Origin of the sequence: Tateyamaria omphalii, from assembly GCF_014651375.1 — a bacterium.
In the GTDB taxonomy this organism is placed as follows: domain Bacteria; phylum Pseudomonadota; class Alphaproteobacteria; order Rhodobacterales; family Rhodobacteraceae; genus Tateyamaria; species Tateyamaria omphalii.
In genome coordinates this window covers 91,428-112,950 of record NZ_BMWT01000003.1, presented here as the reverse complement: position 1 = coordinate 112,950, position 21,523 = coordinate 91,428, and the positions used below count along the sequence as shown (strand labels likewise).

The 21,523-nt window shown below is 60.7% G+C and carries 20 protein-coding genes; 8 read left to right on the top strand and 12 right to left on the bottom strand.

The features are described 5' to 3' along the window. The first annotated feature begins 8 nt into the window (after positions 1-8). Both clpA and IE087_RS11155 read left to right on the top strand, forming a co-directional pair. Positions 9-2,330 (top strand): ATP-dependent Clp protease ATP-binding subunit ClpA, encoded by a 2,322-nt coding sequence (gene clpA, locus IE087_RS11160; RefSeq protein ID WP_189369431.1) that lies wholly within the window; start codon positions 9-11, stop codon positions 2,328-2,330. Further along, positions 2,330-3,301 carry a M23 family metallopeptidase gene (locus tag IE087_RS11155; RefSeq protein ID WP_189369430.1) on the top strand — a complete coding sequence of 324 codons (972 nt, stop codon included), beginning with the start codon at positions 2,330-2,332 and terminating at the stop codon, positions 3,299-3,301. The genes clpA and IE087_RS11155 overlap by 1 nt, the downstream gene beginning before the upstream one ends. A gap of 78 nt (positions 3,302-3,379) precedes the next feature. Here IE087_RS11155 and IE087_RS11150 read toward each other — a convergent pair whose 3' ends face one another. The 3 genes from IE087_RS11150 to IE087_RS11140 form a co-directional block, all read right to left on the bottom strand. Beyond that, complete coding sequence (locus IE087_RS11150) at positions 3,380-5,536, bottom strand: peptidoglycan -binding protein (protein ID WP_189369429.1); 2,157 nt, start codon at positions 5,534-5,536, stop codon at positions 3,380-3,382. Between the two features lie 2 nt (positions 5,537-5,538). Beyond that, complete coding sequence (locus tag IE087_RS11145) at positions 5,539-6,747, bottom strand: biopolymer transporter ExbB (RefSeq protein WP_189369428.1); 1,209 nt, start codon at positions 6,745-6,747, stop codon at positions 5,539-5,541. Between the two features lie 74 nt (positions 6,748-6,821). Further along, on the bottom strand, positions 6,822-7,352 hold the full coding sequence (locus IE087_RS11140; RefSeq protein WP_189369427.1) for a gamma-glutamylcyclotransferase: 531 nt from the start codon (positions 7,350-7,352) through the stop codon (positions 6,822-6,824). A 66-nt stretch (positions 7,353-7,418) separates the two neighbouring features. On the opposite strand from IE087_RS11140, the gene IE087_RS11135 reads away from it, so the two are divergent. Next, positions 7,419-8,417 carry a DUF2125 domain-containing protein gene (locus tag IE087_RS11135; protein ID WP_189369426.1) on the top strand — a complete coding sequence of 333 codons (999 nt, stop codon included), beginning with the start codon at positions 7,419-7,421 and terminating at the stop codon, positions 8,415-8,417. A gap of 12 nt (positions 8,418-8,429) precedes the next feature. On the opposite strand, the gene IE087_RS11130 is transcribed toward IE087_RS11135, so the two are convergent. The 6 genes from IE087_RS11130 to IE087_RS11105 all read right to left on the bottom strand — a co-directional run bounded on the left by IE087_RS11130 (position 8,430) and on the right by IE087_RS11105 (position 15,164). Continuing rightward, positions 8,430-9,212 carry an extensin-like domain-containing protein gene (locus tag IE087_RS11130; RefSeq protein ID WP_189369425.1) on the bottom strand — a complete coding sequence of 261 codons (783 nt, stop codon included), beginning with the start codon at positions 9,210-9,212 and terminating at the stop codon, positions 8,430-8,432. Further along, complete coding sequence (locus IE087_RS11125; RefSeq protein WP_189369424.1) at positions 9,209-10,141, bottom strand: prephenate/arogenate dehydrogenase family protein; 933 nt, start codon at positions 10,139-10,141, stop codon at positions 9,209-9,211. The genes IE087_RS11130 and IE087_RS11125 overlap by 4 nt, the downstream gene beginning before the upstream one ends. Further along, complete coding sequence (gene hisC, locus IE087_RS11120; RefSeq protein ID WP_189369965.1) at positions 10,123-11,205, bottom strand: histidinol-phosphate transaminase; 1,083 nt, start codon at positions 11,203-11,205, stop codon at positions 10,123-10,125. Before hisC ends, IE087_RS11125 begins: the two co-directional genes overlap by 19 nt. Before the next feature lie 252 nt (positions 11,206-11,457). Further along, the gene (locus IE087_RS11115) at positions 11,458-12,495 is read right to left on the bottom strand and encodes an endonuclease/exonuclease/phosphatase family protein (protein ID WP_189369423.1); all 1,038 of its coding nucleotides are present in this window, start codon (positions 12,493-12,495) and stop codon (positions 11,458-11,460) included. 174 nt (positions 12,496-12,669) lie between these two features. After that, positions 12,670-14,391 (bottom strand): flotillin family protein, encoded by a 1,722-nt coding sequence (locus IE087_RS11110; protein ID WP_189369422.1) that lies wholly within the window; start codon positions 14,389-14,391, stop codon positions 12,670-12,672. A 68-nt stretch (positions 14,392-14,459) separates the two neighbouring features. Beyond that, positions 14,460-15,164 (bottom strand): YqiJ family protein, encoded by a 705-nt coding sequence (locus IE087_RS11105; RefSeq protein WP_189369421.1) that lies wholly within the window; start codon positions 15,162-15,164, stop codon positions 14,460-14,462. Between the two features lie 127 nt (positions 15,165-15,291). On the opposite strand from IE087_RS11105, the gene IE087_RS11100 reads away from it, so the two are divergent. Beyond that, on the top strand, positions 15,292-15,738 hold the full coding sequence (locus tag IE087_RS11100; RefSeq protein ID WP_189369420.1) for a helix-turn-helix domain-containing protein: 447 nt from the start codon (positions 15,292-15,294) through the stop codon (positions 15,736-15,738). A gap of 9 nt (positions 15,739-15,747) precedes the next feature. On the opposite strand, the gene IE087_RS11095 is transcribed toward IE087_RS11100, so the two are convergent. Next, positions 15,748-16,233, bottom strand: a complete 486-nt coding sequence (locus IE087_RS11095; RefSeq protein ID WP_189369419.1) for a DUF2867 domain-containing protein — start codon at positions 16,231-16,233, stop codon at positions 15,748-15,750. Between the two features lie 128 nt (positions 16,234-16,361). Between IE087_RS11095 and IE087_RS11090 the strand changes: the two genes are divergently transcribed. Beyond that, the gene (locus tag IE087_RS11090) at positions 16,362-16,820 is read left to right on the top strand and encodes a phage tail protein (RefSeq protein WP_189369418.1); all 459 of its coding nucleotides are present in this window, start codon (positions 16,362-16,364) and stop codon (positions 16,818-16,820) included. A gap of 64 nt (positions 16,821-16,884) precedes the next feature. Here IE087_RS11090 and rpsD read toward each other — a convergent pair whose 3' ends face one another. Both rpsD and IE087_RS11080 read right to left on the bottom strand, forming a co-directional pair. After that, on the bottom strand, positions 16,885-17,505 hold the full coding sequence (gene rpsD / locus IE087_RS11085; RefSeq protein WP_189369417.1) for a 30S ribosomal protein S4: 621 nt from the start codon (positions 17,503-17,505) through the stop codon (positions 16,885-16,887). Between the two features lie 194 nt (positions 17,506-17,699). Beyond that, positions 17,700-18,278 carry a DNA-3-methyladenine glycosylase I gene (locus IE087_RS11080; protein WP_189369416.1) on the bottom strand — a complete coding sequence of 193 codons (579 nt, stop codon included), beginning with the start codon at positions 18,276-18,278 and terminating at the stop codon, positions 17,700-17,702. Between the two features lie 81 nt (positions 18,279-18,359). Here IE087_RS11080 and IE087_RS11075 point away from each other — a divergent pair, with 81 nt between their 5' ends. From IE087_RS11075 to phbB, 3 genes are all read left to right on the top strand, one after another. Further along, a complete protein-coding gene (locus IE087_RS11075) occupies positions 18,360-19,250 on the top strand; it encodes an EAL domain-containing protein (RefSeq protein ID WP_229801354.1) in 891 nt (296 codons plus the stop codon). Positions 19,251-19,381: 131 nt separating this feature from the next. Next, a complete protein-coding gene (locus IE087_RS11070; RefSeq protein WP_189369414.1) occupies positions 19,382-20,557 on the top strand; it encodes an acetyl-CoA C-acetyltransferase in 1,176 nt (391 codons plus the stop codon). Positions 20,558-20,701: 144 nt separating this feature from the next. Then, positions 20,702-21,424, top strand: coding sequence for an acetoacetyl-CoA reductase (phbB, locus tag IE087_RS11065; RefSeq protein WP_189369413.1), 723 nt, complete (start codon positions 20,702-20,704; stop codon positions 21,422-21,424). Positions 21,425-21,523: the final 99 nt, after the last annotated feature.

Sequence of the window (21,523 nt, the reverse complement as noted above, 5' to 3'; positions counted from 1 at the left end):
CACTGCCCGTGCCTTCATTCTCGACGACACTCGAAAAAGCCATTCATCAGGCGCTTGCGCTGGCCAACGAACGCCGGCACGAATTTGCAACCCTGGAACATCTGCTGCTGTCGCTGGTTGACGAACCAGACGCGCGCCGTGTCATGCAGGCCTGTTCAGTTGATATTGACGAGCTGCGCGGCACGTTAGAGGAGTTCGTGGACGACGACCTGTCGAACCTTGTCACCGACATTGACGGGTCCGAGGCCGTGCCCACAGCCGCCTTCCAGCGTGTGATTCAGCGCGCTGCGATCCATGTGCAATCCTCGGGCCGCACGGAAGTGACCGGGGCCAACGTGCTGGTCGCCATCTTTGCCGAGCGCGAATCGAACGCGGCCTATTTCCTACAGGAACAGGACATGACCCGCTACGACGCGGTGAATTTCATTGCTCATGGCGTGGCCAAGGACCCGGCATTCGGCGAAGCCCGGCCTGTGTCCGGCGCGCCAGAAGTTGAAGAGGAGGCGCAGGGCGTAACCGAGGGTGAGAAGAAAGAAAGCGCGCTCGCCAAGTATTGCGTAGACCTGAACGAGAAGTCGCGCGAGGGCGATATTGACCCGCTGATCGGCCGGTCCGACGAGGTGGAGCGCTGCATTCAAGTGCTGTGCCGCCGCCGCAAGAACAACCCGCTGCTGGTCGGTGATCCAGGCGTCGGCAAGACGGCCATTGCCGAAGGTCTGGCGCGCAAGATCGTGGCGGGCGAGACGCCTGAAGTGCTGTCTGGCACCACCATCTATTCGCTCGACATGGGCGCACTGTTGGCTGGCACGCGGTATCGCGGTGATTTCGAGGAACGCCTGAAGGCCGTCGTAACCGAGTTGGAAGAGCACAAGGACGCTGTTCTGTTCATCGACGAAATCCACACGGTGATTGGCGCTGGTGCCACGTCGGGTGGCGCGATGGATGCGTCCAACTTGTTGAAACCTGCCTTGCAGGGCGGCAAGCTGCGCACCATGGGATCGACCACCTACAAGGAGTTCCGCCAGCACTTCGAAAAGGACCGCGCGCTGAGCCGCCGGTTCCAGAAGATCGATGTGAACGAACCGTCTGTGGAAGATGCCACAAAGATCCTCAAGGGCCTCAAGCCCTATTTCGAGGATCACCACGGCGTCAAATATACCTCGGACGCGATCAAGACATCTGTCGAACTGGCGAGCCGGTACATCAATGACCGCAAGCTGCCTGACTCCGCTATCGATGTGATCGATGAGGCGGGTGCGGCCCAGCATCTGGTCGCCGCCGCCAAGCGTCGCAAGACCATCGGCACCAAGGAGATCGAGAATGTCGTGGCGAAGATCGCCCGCATTCCTCCGAAAAACGTGTCCAAAGACGATGCCGAGACGCTCAAGGATCTCGAAGTATCGCTGAAACGCGTGGTGTTTGGTCAGGACCCGGCAATCGAGGCGCTGTCCTCGGCCATCAAACTGGCGCGTGCCGGTCTGCGGGAGCCCGAAAAGCCCATCGGCAACTACCTGTTTGCCGGACCGACGGGCGTCGGCAAAACAGAGGTGGCCAAGCAACTGGCCGACACGCTGGGTGTGGAAATGCTGCGCTTCGACATGTCGGAATACATGGAGAAGCACGCGGTCAGCCGCCTGATCGGTGCCCCTCCGGGCTATGTCGGCTTTGACCAGGGTGGTCTGCTGACCGATGGCGTCGACCAGCATCCGCACTGCGTGCTGCTGCTCGACGAGATCGAAAAAGCGCACCCGGATGTCTACAACATCCTGTTGCAGGTCATGGATAACGGCCAGTTGACCGACCACAACGGGCGCACTGTCGATTTCCGCAACGTGATCCTGATCATGACGTCGAATGCTGGTGCCTCTGACATGGCAAAGGCTGCCGTCGGCTTCGGCCGCGAGCGGCGCGAAGGCGAAGATACTGCCGCCATCGAGCGCACGTTCACGCCGGAATTCCGCAACCGTCTGGATGCGGTGATCAGCTTTGCGCCATTGGGCAAGGACACGATCTTGTCCGTGGTCGAGAAGTTCGTGCTTCAGCTTGAAGCACAACTGATGGATCGCAACGTGACCATCGAGTTGACAAAACCTGCCGCCGAATGGCTGGCCGAGAAGGGCTACGACGACAAGATGGGCGCGCGTCCCTTGGGCCGCGTCATCCAGGAGCACATCAAGAAACCGCTGGCCGAAGAGCTGCTCTTTGGCAAGCTGATGAAAGGCGGCGTTGTCCGCGTGGGTGTCAAGAATGGCGAGCTGGACCTTAAGCTCTCCGGCCCGGACAAGCCGCGCATTTCGGGCGACAAGCCACCGCTTCTGACCGCTGACTGATGCGTGCGGCAACCTTTGCCGCCGTCATTTCAACCCTCGCCGCGACACCGCTCGCGGCGAGGGATTTTACATTGAATGTGCCGATTGACTGCGATCTGGGCACCGACTGCTTCATCCAGCAATATGTAGACCACGACCCATCGCGCGCAGCGATGGATTTTCGCTGTTCCACACTCAGCTACGACACCCATCAGGGCACCGATTTCGCCCTGCGCTCCCTTGAGCAGATGCGCCGCGGTGTCAACGTCATTGCCGCCGCCCCCGGCACGGTTCAGGGCACGCGCGACGGGATGGAAGACAGGCTTTTCCGGACCGGACAGAGCAATCGGATCGAAGGGCGTGAATGTGGCAACGGCGTGCGGATTGATCACGGCGACGGGTGGAGCACGCAGTATTGTCATCTCAAGCGGGGCAGCGTTACCGTCAAGACGGGCGACCGCGTAAATGCAGGCGCTGTTCTGGGTGAGGTCGGCCTGTCAGGGCGCACCCAGTTCCCTCATGTGCACATGACCTTGCGCAAGGATGGACGGGTCATCGACCCGTTTGATCCGGATGGAAATGTCCAATGCGGGGCGCCCAGTACCGACACCTTGTGGCAAACGCCCCCGCAATACCGCCCGGGCGCCGTGCTCGAAGTGGGGTTTTCGGACAGGGTGCCCAAGTTCGACGACGTCAAGGCGGGCAGCGCCGCTGCCGTAAACATGCCAGGTGATGCACCGGCGATCGTCGTTTTTGGCTACGCATTTGGGGGCAAGGCGGGGGACAATATGCACCTGCGCATTGATGGCCCAGATGGCACGCTGATTGATGACGTGGTCGAAATAGACCGCAATCAGGCCCAGTTTTTCCGGGCTTTGGGCAAGAAACGGACAAGCCAGCGTTGGCCCAGCGGACGCTATACAGGCACAGTTGTATTGCGACGGGGGCAACAGGAAATCAGCCGGGTCCAGGGCAGCACGATTGTCCAGTAAGGCGCAGTTTGACTGCGCCACTGCAACGCATGCTTCTGCGCGCCAGACTGATCCGTAAGGCGCACGTATCCGTGCGCCCTATTTCTCGGTAAATTTCAACTCGATCCGACGATTCTGCGCCCGCGCTTCAACAGTGTCCGCCGGATTGATGGGCTGATACTGCCCAAACCCGTTGGCCGATAAACGATCCGGCGGCAGCCCCAGGAAATTGACCATGTAGCGGACAACCGACAAGGCCCGGGCCTGGCTCAGCTCCCAGTTGTCCGCAAATTCACCTTGCCCGGACAGCGGCACGTTGTCCGTGTGCCCATCGACCTGCAGCACCCAGTCGATGCCATCGGGAATGTCGTCCGCAACACCGCGCAGAATACCTGCGATGTTCCCGATCTCTCCCTGCCCCGCTGCCGACAATTCAGCGCCACCAGGTGGGAACAAAACTTCCGAGGAAAAGACAAAGCGGTCCCCGACGATCCGCACCCCTTCCTGTGCGCCCAGCACGTCGCGCAACTGACCAAAGAATTCAGAGCGGTACCGCTCAAGATCCTGTGCCTCGGCCTCAAGCCGTTTGCGCTCTTCCTCTTCCAGTTCGCGCCGCCGCCGTTCTTCCAGTGCCGCCCGCGCAAGCGCCGTGTTCAGATCGCGACCGAGCGTGCTCAGCTGCACCTCTTTCGCGGCATCGCGGGCGACCGCGTCGTCCAACAGGGCCTGCAATTGTCCCAGTTGCGTGCGCAGTTGCGCAACCTGCTGGTTCAACAACTCGGTCTGGCGCTGCGCCTCAAGGGTGGCCGCTTCCTCGGCGCTCAAAGCCTCGCGCGCTGCAGCGAGCAATGCCGCGCGCTGCTCGGCGGCTGAGGTCTGGGTGATCACCTCTTCTTCTGCCGCCAGTTTCGCGGCCAGCGCCGCCGCCAGTTGTTCTCGCACATCCGCATTGCTGCTGCCCGCGGCCTGCGCATCGGCCAGGGCTGCCTCGCGTGCCGCCAATGCGGCAGCCAGTTGCGTGCGCAAGTCACTGAGATCAGCGGTTTGTGCTGCAACTTGCCCCTCGGCCGCCACCTTGTCAGCCACGGCGGCTGCCAGGCGGTCGCGCAGGTCATCGCGTTCCAGGTTCAACGCCGCCAGCCGTTCTTCGATCACGGCCATCTGCACTTCGACATCGGCGAGGGTCTGGGCCGCTTCCGTTCCCTGCTCTGCGTCGATCAGCGCCGTGGCAAGGCGCGCTTCGAGGCTTGCCTGTGCCTCCGACAAGGCCGTCTTTTCCGCATTCGAAGTATCGAGGGCTGCAAGGGCGGCGGCCAACTCAGCTTCCAGATCTTCGATCCGGGTTTGCGCGGCTGACACGGAACTGCCGGATTCCTGCGCCGCCAGTAGTGCCGCTGCCAGACGGTCGTTCAAATCCTGCTCTACGGCGCGGGCGGCGGCAAGCAGGGTGAGCGTATCCTCCGCCTCTTTCCGCTGCGCTTCGAGCGCGAGGGTCATCGCCGTCAGCTCGGTATCCGCATTTTCGAGCCGTTCGCGCAGCGCTTCGGCGGCTGCGGCTTCGACAAGCCGTGCGGCTTCTTCCGCACTCAACGCCTCTTGCGCCGCATCAAGGTCGGCTTGCAGGGCTGCGGACTGTTCCGCGCTGTCCGCGTTCCGGCTGCGCAAGTCGGCAATCAGCGCCTGAAGTGCATCCGTGCGCGCGGCGGCTAGACGCGCCTCTTCCGCTTGTGCGTCCACCTCGTCCCTTGCAGCGGCCAGGGCGAGATTCAGCGCTTCCTGTTCCGACAGAAGGCGTGTTTGTTCTTCTTCGAGCCCTGCGACCGTCTCAAGCGCCGTATCGCGATCCGCGATCAACGCAGCGACTTGCGCTTCGAAACTTGTGATGCGGGTTTCGGCCTGGGCCAGCGCGGTCGCTTGTGCGTCCCGCTCTGCTGTAAGCGCCGCAATTGTTGCGGCCTGCGCATCCACTTGCGCCTGCGTGTCGTTCAGAGTGGCATTCAGCACCGACAGGCGGGAATCCAATTGATTTGCGCGGCGTTCTTCCAGACCCAGTGCCTGTGCCAAGGCAGCCACCTCACCGGCCAGCTGATCCAGCTCGTTTTCCTGACCCGAGATCGTTTCGCGCAGGACAAACTGTACGATCATGAAGATCGTCAGCACAAACATCAGAACCAACAGCAGACCGGTCATCGCGTCGACGAAGCCCGGCCAGATGGACGCCTGGAACCTTTGCCCTGTGCGTCGCGACAGCGCCATGATCAGCTATCCCCTGTGGATTGGCCCTGGCGGTTGCGATTGTTACCACCGGCCCTGCGCCCCTGCCCGCGCGGTTGGCTTAACGCCGTGGCAAGGGCGGAAATATCGGTCCGCAACTCGGCCATCGTTTCCTGACGGCCCGCGCTGATTTCTTCGAGAATGCGCAGCATCTGCACATCAATGGACCGCAACCGCATCCGGCTTTCGGCATCAATCCCGTCACCCGTGCCTTGCCGTTCGATCACGTCGATCAGGCGTTCCTGCCCTTCGACCATGCGCGCCAGCGCCTCGTTACCGCCACCCTGGTCTTCAAGCCGGGCGGTCATCCGATCAACGGAATCCGCAAGCAATCCCAGTTTCTCATCGACCATGGAACGACTGATATCGGACTGGGTGAACATGGTTTGCAGGCTTTCCATCTGCTCTGCCAAATGGTCGATCACGCCCGCCATCGCGCCCTGTTCACCGCCTCCTTCGCCGTCAGACAGGCCAACCCGAGTGATGGAACTCAGCCATTCCTCAAGCTCGCGGTAAAAGCGGTTTTGCCCACGCCCCGCGAAAAGCTCAAGCAATCCCACCACCAGTGAGCCAGCCAATCCAAGAAGGGACGAGGCAAAGGCGACACCCATGCCGCCCAGCTGTGCCTCAAGGCCCGTCATCAGCCTATTAAACACCTCCACCCCACCTTCGCCCTCTTGCGGCGCAAGGCTACGGATCGTGTCGACGACCGCCGGAACGGTGGTGGCAAGACCATAGAATGTCCCCAGAAGGCCAAGGAAAATCAGCATGTTGACGATATAGCGCGTAATGTCCCGCACCTCGTCGATCCGGGTGGCCACCGAGTCCAGAATGGAGCGTGTCGAAGATGCCGAAAGCTGCATCCGCGCGCCTCGCGAACGCAGCAGCGATGCAAGCGAGGCCAGAAGCTGTGGTGCTTTCGTCTGCGCATCGGCCCGATCGCTTGCAAACTCCTCGATCCAGCGGACGGAAGAGATCAGCGAAAACACCTGCCAGAAACAGGCGATGACCCCGATGGCAAACACCACAAGGATAAAGCCGTTCAGATAGGGGTTCGCCTGAAACACCGGCAGTACGCGCGGCAGTGCCAGCACGGCGCCAAAGAGCGACATGCCAAGTACAAAGACCATAGCGAAAATCTGTTGTACCGGCTGCGAGAAATGCGGCTGTGCCTTGGGTGTGGTCTGTGCCATGGCGTGGCTCCTGACCCCTGCTCTGTTCTGCTTTTGCGGCAGACTATCGGCTTTTGTGCCCAAGCGCCAAGGATTTATGCCAGTATCGCTGCGACGCGGCGTGACAGCCAATCAAGGTCGGGATCGGCCACTCCCATCTCGGCCAAGTGCTGGGCGGTGTTGTACAGGTATTCGCTGTTTGGCCCCCGCCCGCCATGCGCGTGGGCGATGATCTGCGCCTGCTCTTCCAGTGGCAGGCCGCCGCAGTACTGCACGTGCTCGGGGTCGATGACATAGGTCACCGCCTCGACCCGCGTGCCATTGAGCAGGTCCACATGCAGGTTCTTTTCCAGGTAGGCGGACGAGATCAACTCGCGTTCCCGAAGATAGGCCAGCGTATCATCTTCAGCGCCCGGTTTCACACGCAGGGCCACGCCGTCACAGGAGGCTTCGTCAGCCGCGTCCAGCGCCAGCACAAGCCCCGGCTTTTCCTCGGACCCGCGATGGTGGATCGAGCGCATACAAAATGACCGTGCCCAGCCCGGCAAAGTGCCGCGCGCGGCTTCGGCCACATCGAAGCCGGGGTTCCAAAGCAGGCTGCCATAGCCGAAAACCCACATGGTCATTGTCACTGGTCCTTTTGTTGCGCCGTGGGGTAGACCCGATTTGGAAGAAAAGGAAAAGGGGCACCCATGCGCAAAGTGATGTGGATCGTTGCACTGGCAGCGTTGGCATGGTGCGGCTGGTGGTGGTTTGCGTCGGCCGGGCTGCGCGGGGCGGTACAGACATGGTTCGATGCCCAACGCGCCCAAGGGTGGCAAGCGGAAGTGGGCGCGGTTGAGGGCGGTGGCTTTCCCCTGACCTTGCAGGCCGGGTTGCGCGACATCGCCCTCGCCGACCCGGCAGCGGGTCTGGCGATCGAAACCGAAGCCCTGGATATCGCAGCCCCTGCATGGTGGCCGGGTGACGTGACTGTCACCCTGGATGATGCCCCGATCCTGATTGCCTCGCCCCTTGGGCAGTCGACGCTGACCATGGCAGATGGTGTGATGGCGCTGAACCTGCATCCCGGCACTGCGCTGGAGCTGGAAGCCCTGGGGTGGACCGCTGGCCCCTGGCAGGTCGATGATGCGGATGGTCTGCGGATGCAGGCCAACGACCTGACGTTGACCATGGAGCAGGTCGAGGGCGCGCAATATGCGCTTGTGGCGACCGCTGATACCTTCACTCCCGGCGCGGCGACCCGGCGCGGGCTGCGCCTGCCCGAAAATTTCCCGCGTGCTTTCGACAGCCTGCAATTGCGCGCGGATGTGACCTTTGATCAGCCGTGGGATCGGCGCGCCTTGGATCAGCGTCGCCCTCAGCCCCGAGTCGTCGACCTGCATCTGGTTGAAGCGATCTGGGGCGATATGAAATTCAACCTGTCTGCCGATCTTACCGTTGACGTACAGGGTGTCCCGACAGGCACAATTGCCATTCAGGCCGAAAACTGGCGCGACATGCTGGACATGTCCGAGGCGGCAGGGCTGTTGCCGACGCAATTGCGTGGTCAGGCGGAAGGTGTTTTGCAGGCCTTGGCCGGGGCGTCAGGCAATGAAAACACTTTGGATGTCGAACTGTCGGTCAGGGACGGCGCAATCCGCCTTGGCTTTATCCCACTGGCCCCGGCACCGCGCCTAATCCTGCGCTGATTGCGGCGGAGTCTACCGACAGTAGGTTCCGCCCCGGTAGCGTGCCGTGTCGAAGTGGAAGTGATCGCGGTGAAACCGGTCCGAATTTGGCCCGAGCACCGTACCAAATGGCCCACATGCCGCCTTGTGCATCGACCGCAGCGCCCGACGATGGCGCGAGTTCCAGTCGTTCAGCACGGTCAGCGTGGTTCCGTCCTTGAGCTGGAAGCCCGAGATGTCGATGGCTCGCCCTTTGCCGTGCTCAGATATGCGGGCACCCGGCTGGTTGTTGCGCGTCCGGCAGGCGTAATGGGCCGCCACGCGGTAGCTGGCCAGCCCGCCCCCGGTGCCGCGCAATGCGGGTTTGGCCCCTCGTTCCGTCCAGCTCTTCAGCGCCTTGGCCGTCGTGCAATCCATCAAGGCCGATTGGCTTAGAGTCACACCCGAAACCGAGCGAATGCGCACTGCTTCGGAAATCCCGCAGCCATTGATGCGCCCAGGCACAAAGCCCACAACATCCCCCTGCAGGTCAGGATCACCACAGACCTGTCCCCGGCGGCGTTCGGCCCGGCGCGCCATGGCTTTCTCGACAATCGCCTTGGGACGCAGCGTAGGGCGCAGGGATGTTGCGCTTTCAGGCAGGATGGCGGCTGAAGGCACAGCGGATGCCACGGTTGGCACCACCGGCGCAACGGCCGCGTCACGCACGACGTTGCGGGCATCCGTGCCCGCCCGGGCAACGGGGCGCTTTGATGCCTCAGGGGCTGCAACCGCAAAACCGGCTGCAAGCACGAGCCCAAGCGCCAGCGCCCTCATCGTGTCGCACCCCGGCCAAAGTCAGGTGCATCTGTGTCCTGTCCGGCCTCGATGATCCCACGGCGGATGGCACGTGTACGGGTGAAATAGTCGAACAGGTGATCCCCGTCGCCCGTGCGGATGGCGCGTTGCAGGGCAAACAGCTCTTCGGTGAACCGGCCCAGAATTTCCAGCGTTGCATCCTTGTTCGTCAGGAACACGTCGCGCCACATGGTTGGATCGCTGGCCGCGATACGGGTGAAGTCCCGGAACCCGGCGGCCGAGAACTTAATCACCTCGCTGTCCGTCACGCGCCGCAGGTCATCTGCCACGCCCACCATCGTATAGGCAATCAGGTGGGGGATATGGCTGACAACCGCGCAAACCCGGTCATGGTGCTGCACGTTCATCCGGTCCGTCATGGCACCCAGCGCTGCCCAGTAGTGCTCTACCTTCTCCACTGCGTCCGGGTCAGCGTCGTCCGGGGTGACGATCAGTGTCCAGCGGTTGTCATAGAGCTCGGCAAAACCGGCCTCCGGTCCGCTGTGCTCTGTGCCTGCCATGGGGTGTGTGCCCACGAAATGCACGTCGTTTGGCAGGTGGGGTTGGACCGCATCGAACACCGCCTGTTTGACGGAGCCCACGTCGATCACCGTGGCACCGGATTTCAGCGCGTCCTGGATGTCGGCCATCACCGGCCCCATTGCGCCCACGGGCACGGCCAGGACGACAAGGTCCGCCTCCTTGACCGCTTCGGCTGCCGTGTCGCTCACAGTGTCGCAAAAGCCAAGCCGCCGTGTGGTTTCTCGCGTCGCTTCGGACCGCGCGTAACCGCTGATGGTTGTGGCCGCGCCTGCGCGCTGTGTGGCCCACGCCATGGACCCCGCAATCAATCCCAAGCCGATAAAGGCAATCTTGTCGTAGATCACGCTCACGATGCGTTCCGCCATTCTGTCAGGGCCGAGATGACGCGGCCCGTTTGTTCGGCATTGCCCACGGTGATCCGCAGTCCTTCGGGGAAGCCGTAGCCGCCCACACGCCGCACAAGGATGCCATCCGCGTTCAGGGCGGCTTCTGCCGCGTCCGCCTCGGGCACTGAAGCTGCGCGCGCCAACACGAAATTCGTGTCGCTGTCATCGCAAGCGAGGCCAAGCTGCCGTAAAGCCCCCGTCAAGCGCGCCCTCTGATCGGCATTGAGTGCCGCGCAGTCCTCGACCCATTTGGTGTCCCGCGCCGCTGCCTCTGCCGCGGCCAACGCGACGGTCGACAGGTTGAACGGCTGACGGATGCGCGTCATCACGTCGATCATGTCCTTGGGGCCGTATCCCCAACCGACCCGCAGGCCACCAAGGCCATAGATTTTGGAAAAGGTGCGTGTCATCAGAACGTTGGGTCGTACCTCGGCCAAGGCGAGACCGCCATCATAGCCTTCGGCATACTCGGTATAGGCACCGTCAATCACGAGGATCACACGCTGCGGCAGCTCATCGGCCAGCCGCACAAGCTCGGCATCCGACAGGCGCGTTCCGGTTGGGTTGCCGGGGTTGGTCAGCAGCACGATCCGCGTGTGATCTGTGACGGCGTTCAGGATGGCGTCCACATCCACAACCCGGTCCCGTTCGGGCACGGATACCGGAGTCGCACCGGCCATGTTGGCCAAGATCGGGTACATAGAGAAGCCGTGTTCGGTGTGAATGATCTCATCCCCCGGCCCTGCGAAGGCTTGCGTCACGAATTGCAGCACTTCGTCACTGCCGACCCCGCAGATCACGCGATCTGCGTCCACGTTCCACACTTCGGCTATCGCTGTGCGCAAGGCCGCGTGATCCGTCGAGGGATAGAGATGCATACCCTTGGCTGCGCTGGTCAGCGCCTCGATGGCTGCGGGGGGTGGACCAAGCGGGTTCTCGTTCGAAGACAGCTTGAGCACATTGTCCACACCGGCCAGATGCGACGCCCCGCCCTGATAAAGCGAGATGTCCATGATTCCGGGTTGCGGTGTCATAGCGGCCATAGCGTCCTCTCTGTTCATTGGAGAGGTTTTAGGGCTGCGGAGCCGCAGTGGCTAGGGGCAAAAGAGCGCGATCGGCTTGACACCAAGGCACGGGATCAAGGCCGTCAGGCCGCCGTGCCAGCGGCTGCCCGCCCCATCGGGCTGCCGCTACATTAATGTCGGCGCGCAACAAAGCCTCTGCAGGCAAATGATCACGATAAATCAAACAGAACCAACCTAGGCGCGGCATCCCGCGGGCAACCGCTGGCACGGCTAGCTTGTCACATCAGGCGCGGGCTTCCATTTGAACCCGACCCGGATCACACCGTGATCGTTTGTGCCGCTTTCCTTGTGATCGTCGTAGTTCAGGTGGTCGTTCTCGACCACCATCTCGTCAAACGCCCATTTGCGCCGCTTGGAGTTGTCATAGAACTCCTGACTGAACAGGATGTGGTCCAGGCTTTCACGCTGCCCCTTGTAGACGTGGGTGTAGTAGACATCCCGGACCGAGCGATATTCCTGTATTGTTTGCGCCGTATAAAGTGCATTGTCCCCTCCCCCCGACGACAGAGGGGATAGGTAGGTCGGCTGTTCGGACAGGATGTTCAATGTATTGCTGGATTTGCCGTCATTCATGTCGCCAATCACAACGACGGGCGTGTCGGTCTTCTTGACCAGCTTCGTGATGATGACCCGCAGCGCTGCTGCTTCGGCTGTGCGGCGGACCGTCGAAATCGCATAGCCAAGCGCGGTGCTGTGCGGGCCATGGATGTCCTTGTCGTACCAACTGCGTTCGCGCCAGATTTGCGTTGGCCGCCGGGATTTGAAGTGGCAGACAAACACATGGATCACCGGGGTCCGCGGATCAGGCTGCACCTGGAAATGCAGGACCGGGCGGGAAAAGGTGCTGAGATTGACCTCGAGAAACTCTTGCTGTGGGTCATCGCCGCCGGTCTTGAGCACATATTCGTCAGGGAAATCCACAATCCATTCGGGTTCGCCCACAAGCATGTCGGTACGCGCGGCAGCAGCGCAGACAATCTTGTCCCCGTCGTGATCCGTCGGGACCAGAGCGGTATAGTCGCTGTTCATCCCTGCATCGGCCAGCACCTGATCCAGCGCGGCAGGTGCCCAAAGCTCTTGCAGGCCCACAACATCAGCGTCCAGACGGCGCATAGTGGCGGCGGTGAAGTCGATCTTGCGCTGGTAAATGTCAGGATCCCAACCGTCGGTGTCGCCATAGATGGCGTCGCCGGGGGTCTGAAGGTTCAAGAGGTTGAAGCTCGCAAAGGAAATGTCGCGGGCGCCCATGGTCGTCTCCAATTCACGTCAATCAATGCGCGAACGCTACCACAGGTTACACGACACGGGTGTGAAAAACTGAAAACCCGGCAACAGGCACAGACGTGCGCGAAGGCTCGCGCACAAAAGAAAAAGGGGCGCTATGTCAGCGCCCCCGCAATCATGTTCAGGTCAAACAGACGCCTATTCCTTGCTGCTTGCAGGCTCTTGGATGCTGTTTGCATCTGACGGTTTTGCGGACGCGTCTTCAATCGACTTGGGTAGTGTTGGTTGATCAACCGTTTTGACCGTGTTGCCAACGGCGGCCTCAGCCACACCGGCCATCCCGTTCTCCATGCTGATCCCCAGCTCTTTGCCAAGGGCCTGCATCGCGGGCATTTGCAGCGCCATGCCAAGCACGGAATCAAGCGCCTGATTGACCGGCGTGCCACCGTTCGGGGCACCGTCTGCACCGCCACCGGCAGGGGTCATGCCCGTCACCTGGTGGATCTTGATCGAGTCGATCTTTTCAGCCGGCTTGACCATTTCGGCGATGATAGCAGGCATCGCTTCCAGTTGGGCAAGGCGGATCTTCATCGCCACGATCTCGGCGCTCAGCTCGTTTTCCGAGTTGGCGATGGCCTTCTGACCTTCGGCGGTTGCCAGCAAGTCGGTCTTCTTGGCCTCGGCGCGCACGGTCAGGGCGTTGGCGTCGGCCTGTGCCTCTTCCAGCTTGGCGGCGGCCCGGTCCGAGGCTGCGTCTTTCTCGGCCTCGGCGGTCAGGCGGATACCGGTGGCCTGACGCTCGGCTTCCTTCTGAGCCTCGATAATCGCAATCTGCTTGATCCGCTCGGCCTCGGCCACAGCGCGTGCCGTTTCAATGGCTTCCGCCGCCTTCTTGGCCTCTGCCCTCGCGGTATCAGCGGACGCACGTGCCTGGCTTTCTTCCTCGGACTTGCGGGCCACGATGATCTGGCGTTCCTGATCTGCCACTTCCAACTCACGTTCTTTGGCGATCTCGGCTTCGCGGATGCTGCGTTCGCGTGCAATCTCGGCCGAACGCACGGCTTTTTCGCGTTCAATCCGCGCTTCTTCCTTGGCCCGATCAGATGCTTCCTGGTTGCGGGCGATCTGCGCTTCCTGCTCGGCCTGCAGCGTCTGGATTTCCTCAATCTGAGCGATCTCGGCCTGCTTCTGCTCGCGCTCGATCTGGTACTTGCGCTTTTCGGCTTCCATCTCGGACTGGGCGACGGACACGTCCGCCTCTGCCGCAATCTCGGCCCGTTGCTTACGCGAGGTGGCAATGACGGCTGCCAGCTTCTGCATACCAACCGCGTTGAACGCGTTGTTTTCATCAAGCGACTCGAACGGCGTCTGATCCAATGCGGTCAGCGACACGGCCTCAAGCTCCAGACCGTTTTTTAGCAGGTCTTCGGAGATGGCATTCTGCACCTCCTGGACAAAGCTGGCACGGTTTTCGTGCAGTTCATCCATGGTCATCTGGGCCGCCACGGCGCGCAGACCGTCAACCAACTTACCTTCGATCATCTCGCGCAGCTGTTCGACGTGGAAGGTGCGGTCACCCAGTGTCTGGGCAGCACGCGAAATGCCGTCTTCTGTGGCGTTGACCGAGACATAAAACTCAACGCCCACATCAACACGCATCCGGTCCTTGGTGATCAGCGACTGCTCCGCCACCCGCGCCACTTCCAGACGAAGCGTCTTCATGTTGACCTTGGAGATTTCGTGCAGGAACGGGACCACGATGGTGCCGCCATCCATGATGACCTTGCGCCCACCCGATCCGGTTTTGACCAAGCTGGTTTCGCGTGTTGCACGTTTGTAAAGGCGCGCCATGATCAAGCCGATCAGAACAAGAAGGCCAAGAATAATGGCGGCAATCGTCAGGATTGCAGTGAGTTGCATATGAGTACTCCTACATGAACTAAAGGTAAGGTTGGACAGACAGCGTGTATGATGGGGGCCGAGTCCAGTCAGATCACGAAGAACTTGTCACCACGCTTGCGAATGAGCGTGACATCGCTGCCCTGGGGGAAAACATCATCATCGTGAAGCGGTTCGACCCGCAGATAGTGGATGTTGTTGTGCCGGTCCTTGATCTTGACCTCGGCCGGGCGACCACGCGCAGCAGTGCCTTGCGTGATGGTGCCGTGATAGCCGCCAAGGAACCGGGCGCGCGTGGCGCTTGTTTCAGTCTTGGGCATGATCAGGGCCACCCAGTTGGCAATCACGCGGGTCACGGCCAGGGCCGGGACCGCGGCGACAGCCGAGGCAATCAGGGCAGGGAAACCCTGCCCGAACAGTCCGCCGACAAAGGACTGAAGGATGAGGCCAGCAAGGCCAAACATCGTCAGGAATGACACAAGCCAGATCAGGAACGGCACATCGCGCGCACCGATCCAGGTGAACAGCCCCGAGGACTGAGCACCGGCATCAATATCGGGCATCTCTGCTGCGTCAACGGCATCCACACCGGGATCAATATCCGCCTCGAACTCGGCCGAGAGGTCAAAGTCCGCATCCACGTCAATATCCGGCGCGTCGCTGCCCACCCCCATCAATGTGCCGCCCAAGACAGCACTGAGGATTTCAAGGACAAACAAGCCCGCCACCACGGCAAGTGCGATGGCAAACGGGGCGCTTTCGGGCGATAGGAAAAGTGTAATCAAGTCTTTCATTTCCACATCCATATAGTCACTGATAAAAAAATTGTTAGGTATTTATGTGCAGAAATTGTATTTTTTTTATTCATACCTATCTACTATTCATACCAGCCACGGTTTCACACGGGATTGAGCGCAGACCATGCCGGACTTTCTCCACCGCCGCCGCCTCGCGCGGATGATTGATCGTACGGCCAGCCAGATGTCCGGTGTTGCCATGCCTGAAAAGGGTTGGATTGTATCTGTCCGCCATGCACTGGGCATGTCGGCAGAACAGGTGGCCCGACGCAAGGGCGTCAGCCGAAACGCGGTCTATCAGGCGGAACGCAGCGAACAGGACGGGGCCGTGTCCATCAAGCAGATGGAACAATTGGCCGCCGCCATGGGCGCGCGGTTTGTCTATGCGATTGTGCCCGAGGAACGAATTGAGGACCTGAAATACGCGCAGGCCATGAAACTGGCCCATGCGCTTATCGCCGACGAGCCGGAGGCCGATACATGGTCAGCCGATGCCCGGCAGGACTGGATCGAGGACAAGGCCGCAGAATTGCTGCATGACATGCCCCCCACTTTTTGGGACGACACGTAGCTGGTCGGCTTACGCGGGGTGCGGCGGTGTCGCCGGCGCGCGGGCCACACGGGCAAGCGCATCACGCGCAATCAGAATGTGAAAGGGCATGATGGCCGCCAGATAAAGCCGCCCGCCGATATTGTGCGTGTGCACCCAGGTTGCGAGAGAAACCACACCATCTTCGGACCGGACGCTGACGCGGAAATCCAAATGCTTGTCGTTGAACCCAGCGATCAGCTCAGTCCCCGTCTCGCTTTCGACCGGAAATGGTCCCAGTTTGTCCGCTGCCTCCGGCCCATCCTGCGACAGGCCAAACGGAGTCGTGATCAGACCGCGCAACTTGACCAGCACCTGCGCCCACCCCGGGAAGGCCGTGATAATCTCGGCTGCCGCACGCGGGCTGGTCGTACTCGCAACCGAATAGCAATCCAGAAAATCGCCCCGACGCATGCGCCCATGCAAGGCGCTGTCGGCAGAGAGTTGGGTGGCAGTGACGCGTGGTGCTGAAAACATGAGGCACTCCTTTGGCTGTCTGCGCTTACCCTAGTGACGCATTCACCCTCTTGCTCTGTGACATGAAACCACAACCGGGCGAAAAACTCGTTATAGTCGCGCAACCCATATCTGACAGGACAAGCCCCATGGCCGATGATGGCAGCGAACAATCACAAAGCGTTTGGCCAATGCCGACGTTCTATTTCCGCGTCACAATGGACGGTGAAGAGATGACGTTTCAGGAGGTGAGCGGTCTGGACGCCGACCGCCAGCCTATCGTCAATCGCGCAGGCAACGACAAGGTCTTTTCAACCATCAAGATGCCCGGCCTCCGCCAGGCCGGCAACCTGACCCTCAAAAAGGGCGTCTTCACGCGGGACAACACATTTTGGGATTGGTTCAGCGGGATCAAGATGAACACGATCAAGCGTCAGAACCTGACCATTTCACTGCTGGATGGAAGCGGTGCGCCGACAATGGTCTGGAACGTGGCCAATGCCTTTCCCACCAAGATCACCAGCAGCGATCTGAAAGCAGATGGCAACGAAGTCGCCATCGAAAGCATCGAGATCGCATACGAACAGATCACCGTCGAAAACGCATGAAAAAGGGCCGCCCAAGACGGGCGGCCCTTGAAATCCGACGGCAGCGGGACAGTCCCGCGGCGCCTTAGTTTTTCGCGTAGAATTCGACGACCAGGTTTGGTTCCATCATCACCGGGTATGGCACGTCGCCCAATGTGGGGGTGCGGGTGAAGGTGGCTGTCATTTTCGAGTGGTCGGCGTCGATGTAGTCAGGCACATCACGCTCCGGCAGTTGGGTTGCCTCCAGAAGAACGGCCAGTTGCTTGGACCGGTCACGCACCTCGATCACGTCGCCCTCTTTCACGCGGTAGGAGGGGATATTGACCTTGCGACCGTTCACTTTGACGTGGCCGTGGTTCACGAACTGACGTGCGGCAAAGACAGTCGCCACGAATTTCGCGCGGTACACAACGGCGTCCAGGCGACGCTCCAGCAGACCGACAAGGTTTTCACCGGTGTCACCGCCCACACGGACCGCTTCGGCATAGATGCGGCGGAACTGCTTTTCAGTCAGGTCGCCGTAGTAGCCTTTCAGCTTCTGCTTGGCGCGCAGCTGGATACCGAAGTCGGACAGCTTGCCCTTGCGGCGCTGACCGTGCTGGCCGGGGCCATATTCACGACGGTTGACGGGGGATTTGGGGCGACCCCAAATATTTTCGCCCATGCGGCGATCGATCTTGTACTTGGCAGACGTGCGTTTTGTCACGGCTGATCTCCTTCGTTCAGTTTCTTGCCGCTTCATCTTGTCCGAAAACCGGTTCCCACTTTTCGGGATGAAGCGCGCGTTCGAAGGGCGTTGTCCTCTCCCCGGATTTGGCCAGGACGACAGGGATCTTCTTGCGAAGGCCACCAACACCAATGAAGCCGCGCTTATACGACGAGAATCGGTAGAGTCAACGGCTAGCTCGGCCCAGCCATGGCGGCGCATTCAGCATGGCGGAAACAGGGCGTGATGTGGTCATTGACCAACCCGGTCGCTTCCATGAACGCATAGACGATCGTGGGACCGACAAACTTGAAGCCTTTGGCCCGCAAATCCTTCGACACCTGTTCGCTCAACTTGGTTTTCGGAGGGACCTGATCGCGGCTGGCAAAATTGGTCTGAAGCGGCGAGCCGTCCACATAGTTCCATAGAAATTTATCGAAGCCGACGGTCTCATTAACCTCGAGATAGGCGCGCGCATTGCTGATCGTGGCTTCGATCTTGCCCCGGTGCCGGATGATGCCGGGATTGGCCAAAAGGCGTTGCACGTCCTCTTCGCCCCATTCGGCAACGATCGCCGGATCAAAATCTGCAAAGGCCGCACGAAACGCATCGCGCTTGCGCAGGATGGTGATCCAGCTCAAGCCGGCCTGGAAACCATCAAGGATCAGCTTCTCCCACAGTGCCCGTGCATCATGTTCCGGCACTCCCCATTCGGTGTCGTGATAGGCCACGTAATCGGGGGCGTCCCCTTCCCATCCACAGCGGTGCAACATGCCAGATCCTCCCCGTTTTGATTAACAACTAAAATTGGAACAAAATGCAAACATTAAGACTGTTTTTACAGCTTGCACGCAATGCTGACAGCAGTTTTCAAGCACAAGGGTCGCTGCCAACCCATGACGAAACACCGGTTCTCGAACGTGCCCGCTGGGGCGGACAGCCCGCTAAATGCTGCGGTGTCGTCACGTGATCGCAGCACGCTGTCGATGGTCGAACAGGCGGTGAAGCATCAGCAGACGTTACTCGCATTCCAACCAGTGGTCATCGCCAACGACCCGTCCCGCATCGGCTTTTACGAGGGACTTATCAGGGTCATGGATGACACTGGACGCATCATCCCGGCCAAGGATTTCATGCCCGTTGTCGAGCGTGCGGAGTTGGGGCGTGAGATCGACGTAGTCGCACTGAAAATGGGGTTGCGTACATTGCACGAACACCCCTCCATCCGCTTGTCGATCAATATGTCTGCCCGTTCCATCGGCTACCAGCCTTGGATGAACACCCTGAACCACTGGCTGAAGAAGGACCCGTCAGTCGGCGAACGGCTGATCCTTGAGATTACCGAAGGGTCAGCCATGGACCAGCCTGAACTGGTCGTGGACTTCATGGATCGCCTCAGCGCCAAGGGTATCTGCTTTGCGCTTGATGATTTCGGGGCCGGCTACACCGCCCTGCGCTACTTCAAGGATTTCTTCTTTGACGTGCTTAAAATAGACATGCAGTTCTGCAATGGCATCGCAGATGACCCGGACACACAGGCCCTGACCGCTGCAATCATCCAGATCGGGCACCATTTCGACATGTTGGTCGTGGCCGAGGGGGTTGAGCAACAGGAAGATGTCGAGATGCTGACCCAGATGGGTGTTGATTGCTTGCAAGGGTTCTACTTCCAGGCCCCTCAGGTGCGCCCCGACTGGCTGTTCGGCAAGGACGCAAGCAATCAAACAGCGGGTATGCGGGCCTGAGACATAACGTCCGTTGTCGCCTCACAGCGAATCCGATACTGCACACGCAGCGCGGGATCATTCTGGGGCCCGCACTGACGTGCAAAGTCTCGGAGTGATCCTCAAGGAAACTGACAGAGGACCCCGACCCTATGACCAACATCGTCATCGCTTCGGCCGCCCGGACTGCCGTTGGCAGCTTTGGTGGCTCATTTGCCAACACCCCCGCCCATGATCTTGGCGCAACCGTTCTGGAAGCGATTGTCGACCGCGCAGGCATCGACAAATCCGAGGTTTCCGAAACCATCCTGGGGCAGGTGCTGACCGCCGCACAGGGCCAAAACCCGGCCCGTCAGGCGCATGTCAACGCGGGCCTGCCCAAGGAAAGCGCAGCATGGTCCATCAACCAGGTTTGCGGCTCGGGCCTGCGCGCCGTCGCTCTTGGCGCTCAGCATATCGCACTGGGTGACGCCGACATCGTCGCGGCAGGCGGTCAGGAAAACATGACGCTCAGCCCCCACGCCGCTGCCCTGCGCGCCGGTCACAAGATGGGCGACATGAAATACATCGATACGATGATCCGTGATGGTCTGTGGGACGCCTTCAACGGCTACCACATGGGCCAGACGGCAGAGAATGTTGCCGACCAGTGGCAGATCACCCGTGACATGCAGGACGAATTCGCCGTTGCCTCGCAGAACAAGGCCGAAGCCGCGCAAAAGGCTGGCAAGTTCGGCGATGAAATCACCGCCTTCACCGTAAAAACACGCAAGGGCGACATCGTGGTCGACAGCGATGAATACATCCGTCACGGCGCCAACATGGAAGCCATGCAGAAACTGCGCCCCGCCTTCACCAAGGACGGGTCGGTCACGGCGGCCAACGCCTCGGGCCTGAACGACGGAGCGGCCGCCGCGCTGCTGATGAGCGCAGAGAATGCTGAGAAGCGCGGGATCGAGCCTCTGGCGCGCATTGCCAGCTACGCCACCGTCGGCCTCGATCCGTCGATCATGGGCGTCGGCCCGATCTACGCGTCGCGCAAAGCATTGGAGAAAGCCGGCTGGAAGCCCGAAGACCTCGACCTCGTGGAAGCCAACGAAGCCTTTGCCGCCCAAGCCTGTGCCGTGAACAAGGACATGGGCTGGAACCCGGAGATCGTGAATGTGAACGGCGGCGCCATCGCCATCGGCCACCCCATCGGTGCCTCGGGCGCGCGCATCCTCAACACCCTGCTTTTCGAAATGAAGCGCCGCGACGCCAAGAAAGGCCTCGCCACGCTCTGCATCGGTGGCGGCATGGGCGTTGCCATGTGCCTTGAGCGCGACTGATCCAGATCAAGGCGGTGTCACACGGCACCGCCTACCCCTCCCCCATCAAAATTCGTTCAGGACCAAAGTAGGCGTGTAATATTGTTGCGCCCGAACTGCATTTGAGCGAAACAATGCGAAACGCACCCAAAAGGAGTTCTCCCCATGTCCCGTGTAGCACTTGTCACCGGCGGTTCCCGCGGTATCGGCGAGGCCATCTCGAAAGCCCTGAAAGACGCTGGATACACTGTCGCCGCAACATACGCCGGCAATGACGAAGCCGCTGCCAAGTTCACAGACGAGACCGGCATCAAGACCTACAAATGGAACGTGGCGGACTACGAAGAATCGAAAGCCGGCCTCGCACAGGTCGAAGCGGATCTCGGCTCCATCGAAATCGTCGTTGCAAACGCGGGTATCACGCGCGACGCCCCTTTCCACAAAATGACACCGGAGCAGTGGAACCAGGTCATCGACACCAACCTCACGGGTGTGTTCAACACCGTGCACCCACTCTGGCCCGGTATGCGCGAACGCAAGTTCGGCCGCGTGATCGTCATCTCATCGATCAACGGTCAAAAGGGTCAGTTCGCACAGGTGAATTATGCCGCGACCAAGGCGGGCGATCTGGGCATCGTGAAATCGCTGGCCCAGGAAGGCGCGCGGGCTGGCATCACTGCCAACGCGATCTGCCCTGGCTACATCGCAACGGAAATGGTCATGGCCGTGCCTGAAAAAGTGCGTGACAGCATCGTTGCCCAGATCCCGGCGGGCCGCTTGGGTGAACCGGAAGAGATCGCGCGCTGCGTGGTCTTCCTCGCCTCCGACGAGTCGGGCTTTATCAACGGCTCGACCATTTCGGCAAACGGCGCACAATTCTTCGTCTGACGCCCATCCATTTCGACATGAAAAAGGGCCGGTGCAGTAACGCACCGGCCCCTCTTTATCCCGTAAGATGCCGCGCGCGCATCAGCGGGAAGCTTTGCC

Excerpts from the sequence above, each read along its gene's own strand:
- IE087_RS11155 (WP_189369430.1), top strand. The coding sequence starts at position 2,330 with ATGCGTGCGGCAACCTTTGCCGCCGTCATTTCAACCCTCGCCGCGACA.
- IE087_RS11150 (WP_189369429.1), bottom strand. The coding sequence starts at position 5,536 with ATGGCGCTGTCGCGACGCACAGGGCAAAGGTTCCAGGCGTCCATCTGG.
- IE087_RS11145 (WP_189369428.1), bottom strand. The coding sequence starts at position 6,747 with ATGGCACAGACCACACCCAAGGCACAGCCGCATTTCTCGCAGCCGGTA.
- IE087_RS11140 (WP_189369427.1), bottom strand. The coding sequence starts at position 7,352 with ATGACCATGTGGGTTTTCGGCTATGGCAGCCTGCTTTGGAACCCCGGC.
- IE087_RS11135 (WP_189369426.1), top strand. The coding sequence starts at position 7,419 with ATGCGCAAAGTGATGTGGATCGTTGCACTGGCAGCGTTGGCATGGTGC.
- IE087_RS11130 (WP_189369425.1), bottom strand. The coding sequence starts at position 9,212 with ATGAGGGCGCTGGCGCTTGGGCTCGTGCTTGCAGCCGGTTTTGCGGTT.
- IE087_RS11125 (WP_189369424.1), bottom strand. The coding sequence starts at position 10,141 with ATGGCGGAACGCATCGTGAGCGTGATCTACGACAAGATTGCCTTTATC.
- hisC (WP_189369965.1), bottom strand. The coding sequence starts at position 11,205 with ATGGCCGCTATGACACCGCAACCCGGAATCATGGACATCTCGCTTTAT.
- IE087_RS11115 (WP_189369423.1), bottom strand. The coding sequence starts at position 12,495 with ATGGGCGCCCGCGACATTTCCTTTGCGAGCTTCAACCTCTTGAACCTT.
- IE087_RS11110 (WP_189369422.1), bottom strand. The coding sequence starts at position 14,391 with ATGCAACTCACTGCAATCCTGACGATTGCCGCCATTATTCTTGGCCTT.
- IE087_RS11105 (WP_189369421.1), bottom strand. The coding sequence starts at position 15,164 with ATGAAAGACTTGATTACACTTTTCCTATCGCCCGAAAGCGCCCCGTTT.
- IE087_RS11100 (WP_189369420.1), top strand. The coding sequence starts at position 15,292 with ATGCCGGACTTTCTCCACCGCCGCCGCCTCGCGCGGATGATTGATCGT.
- IE087_RS11095 (WP_189369419.1), bottom strand. The coding sequence starts at position 16,233 with ATGTTTTCAGCACCACGCGTCACTGCCACCCAACTCTCTGCCGACAGC.
- IE087_RS11090 (WP_189369418.1), top strand. The coding sequence starts at position 16,362 with ATGGCCGATGATGGCAGCGAACAATCACAAAGCGTTTGGCCAATGCCG.
- IE087_RS11080 (WP_189369416.1), bottom strand. The coding sequence starts at position 18,278 with ATGTTGCACCGCTGTGGATGGGAAGGGGACGCCCCCGATTACGTGGCC.
- IE087_RS11075 (WP_229801354.1), top strand. The coding sequence starts at position 18,360 with ATGCTGACAGCAGTTTTCAAGCACAAGGGTCGCTGCCAACCCATGACG.
- IE087_RS11070 (WP_189369414.1), top strand. The coding sequence starts at position 19,382 with ATGACCAACATCGTCATCGCTTCGGCCGCCCGGACTGCCGTTGGCAGC.
- phbB (WP_189369413.1), top strand. The coding sequence starts at position 20,702 with ATGTCCCGTGTAGCACTTGTCACCGGCGGTTCCCGCGGTATCGGCGAG.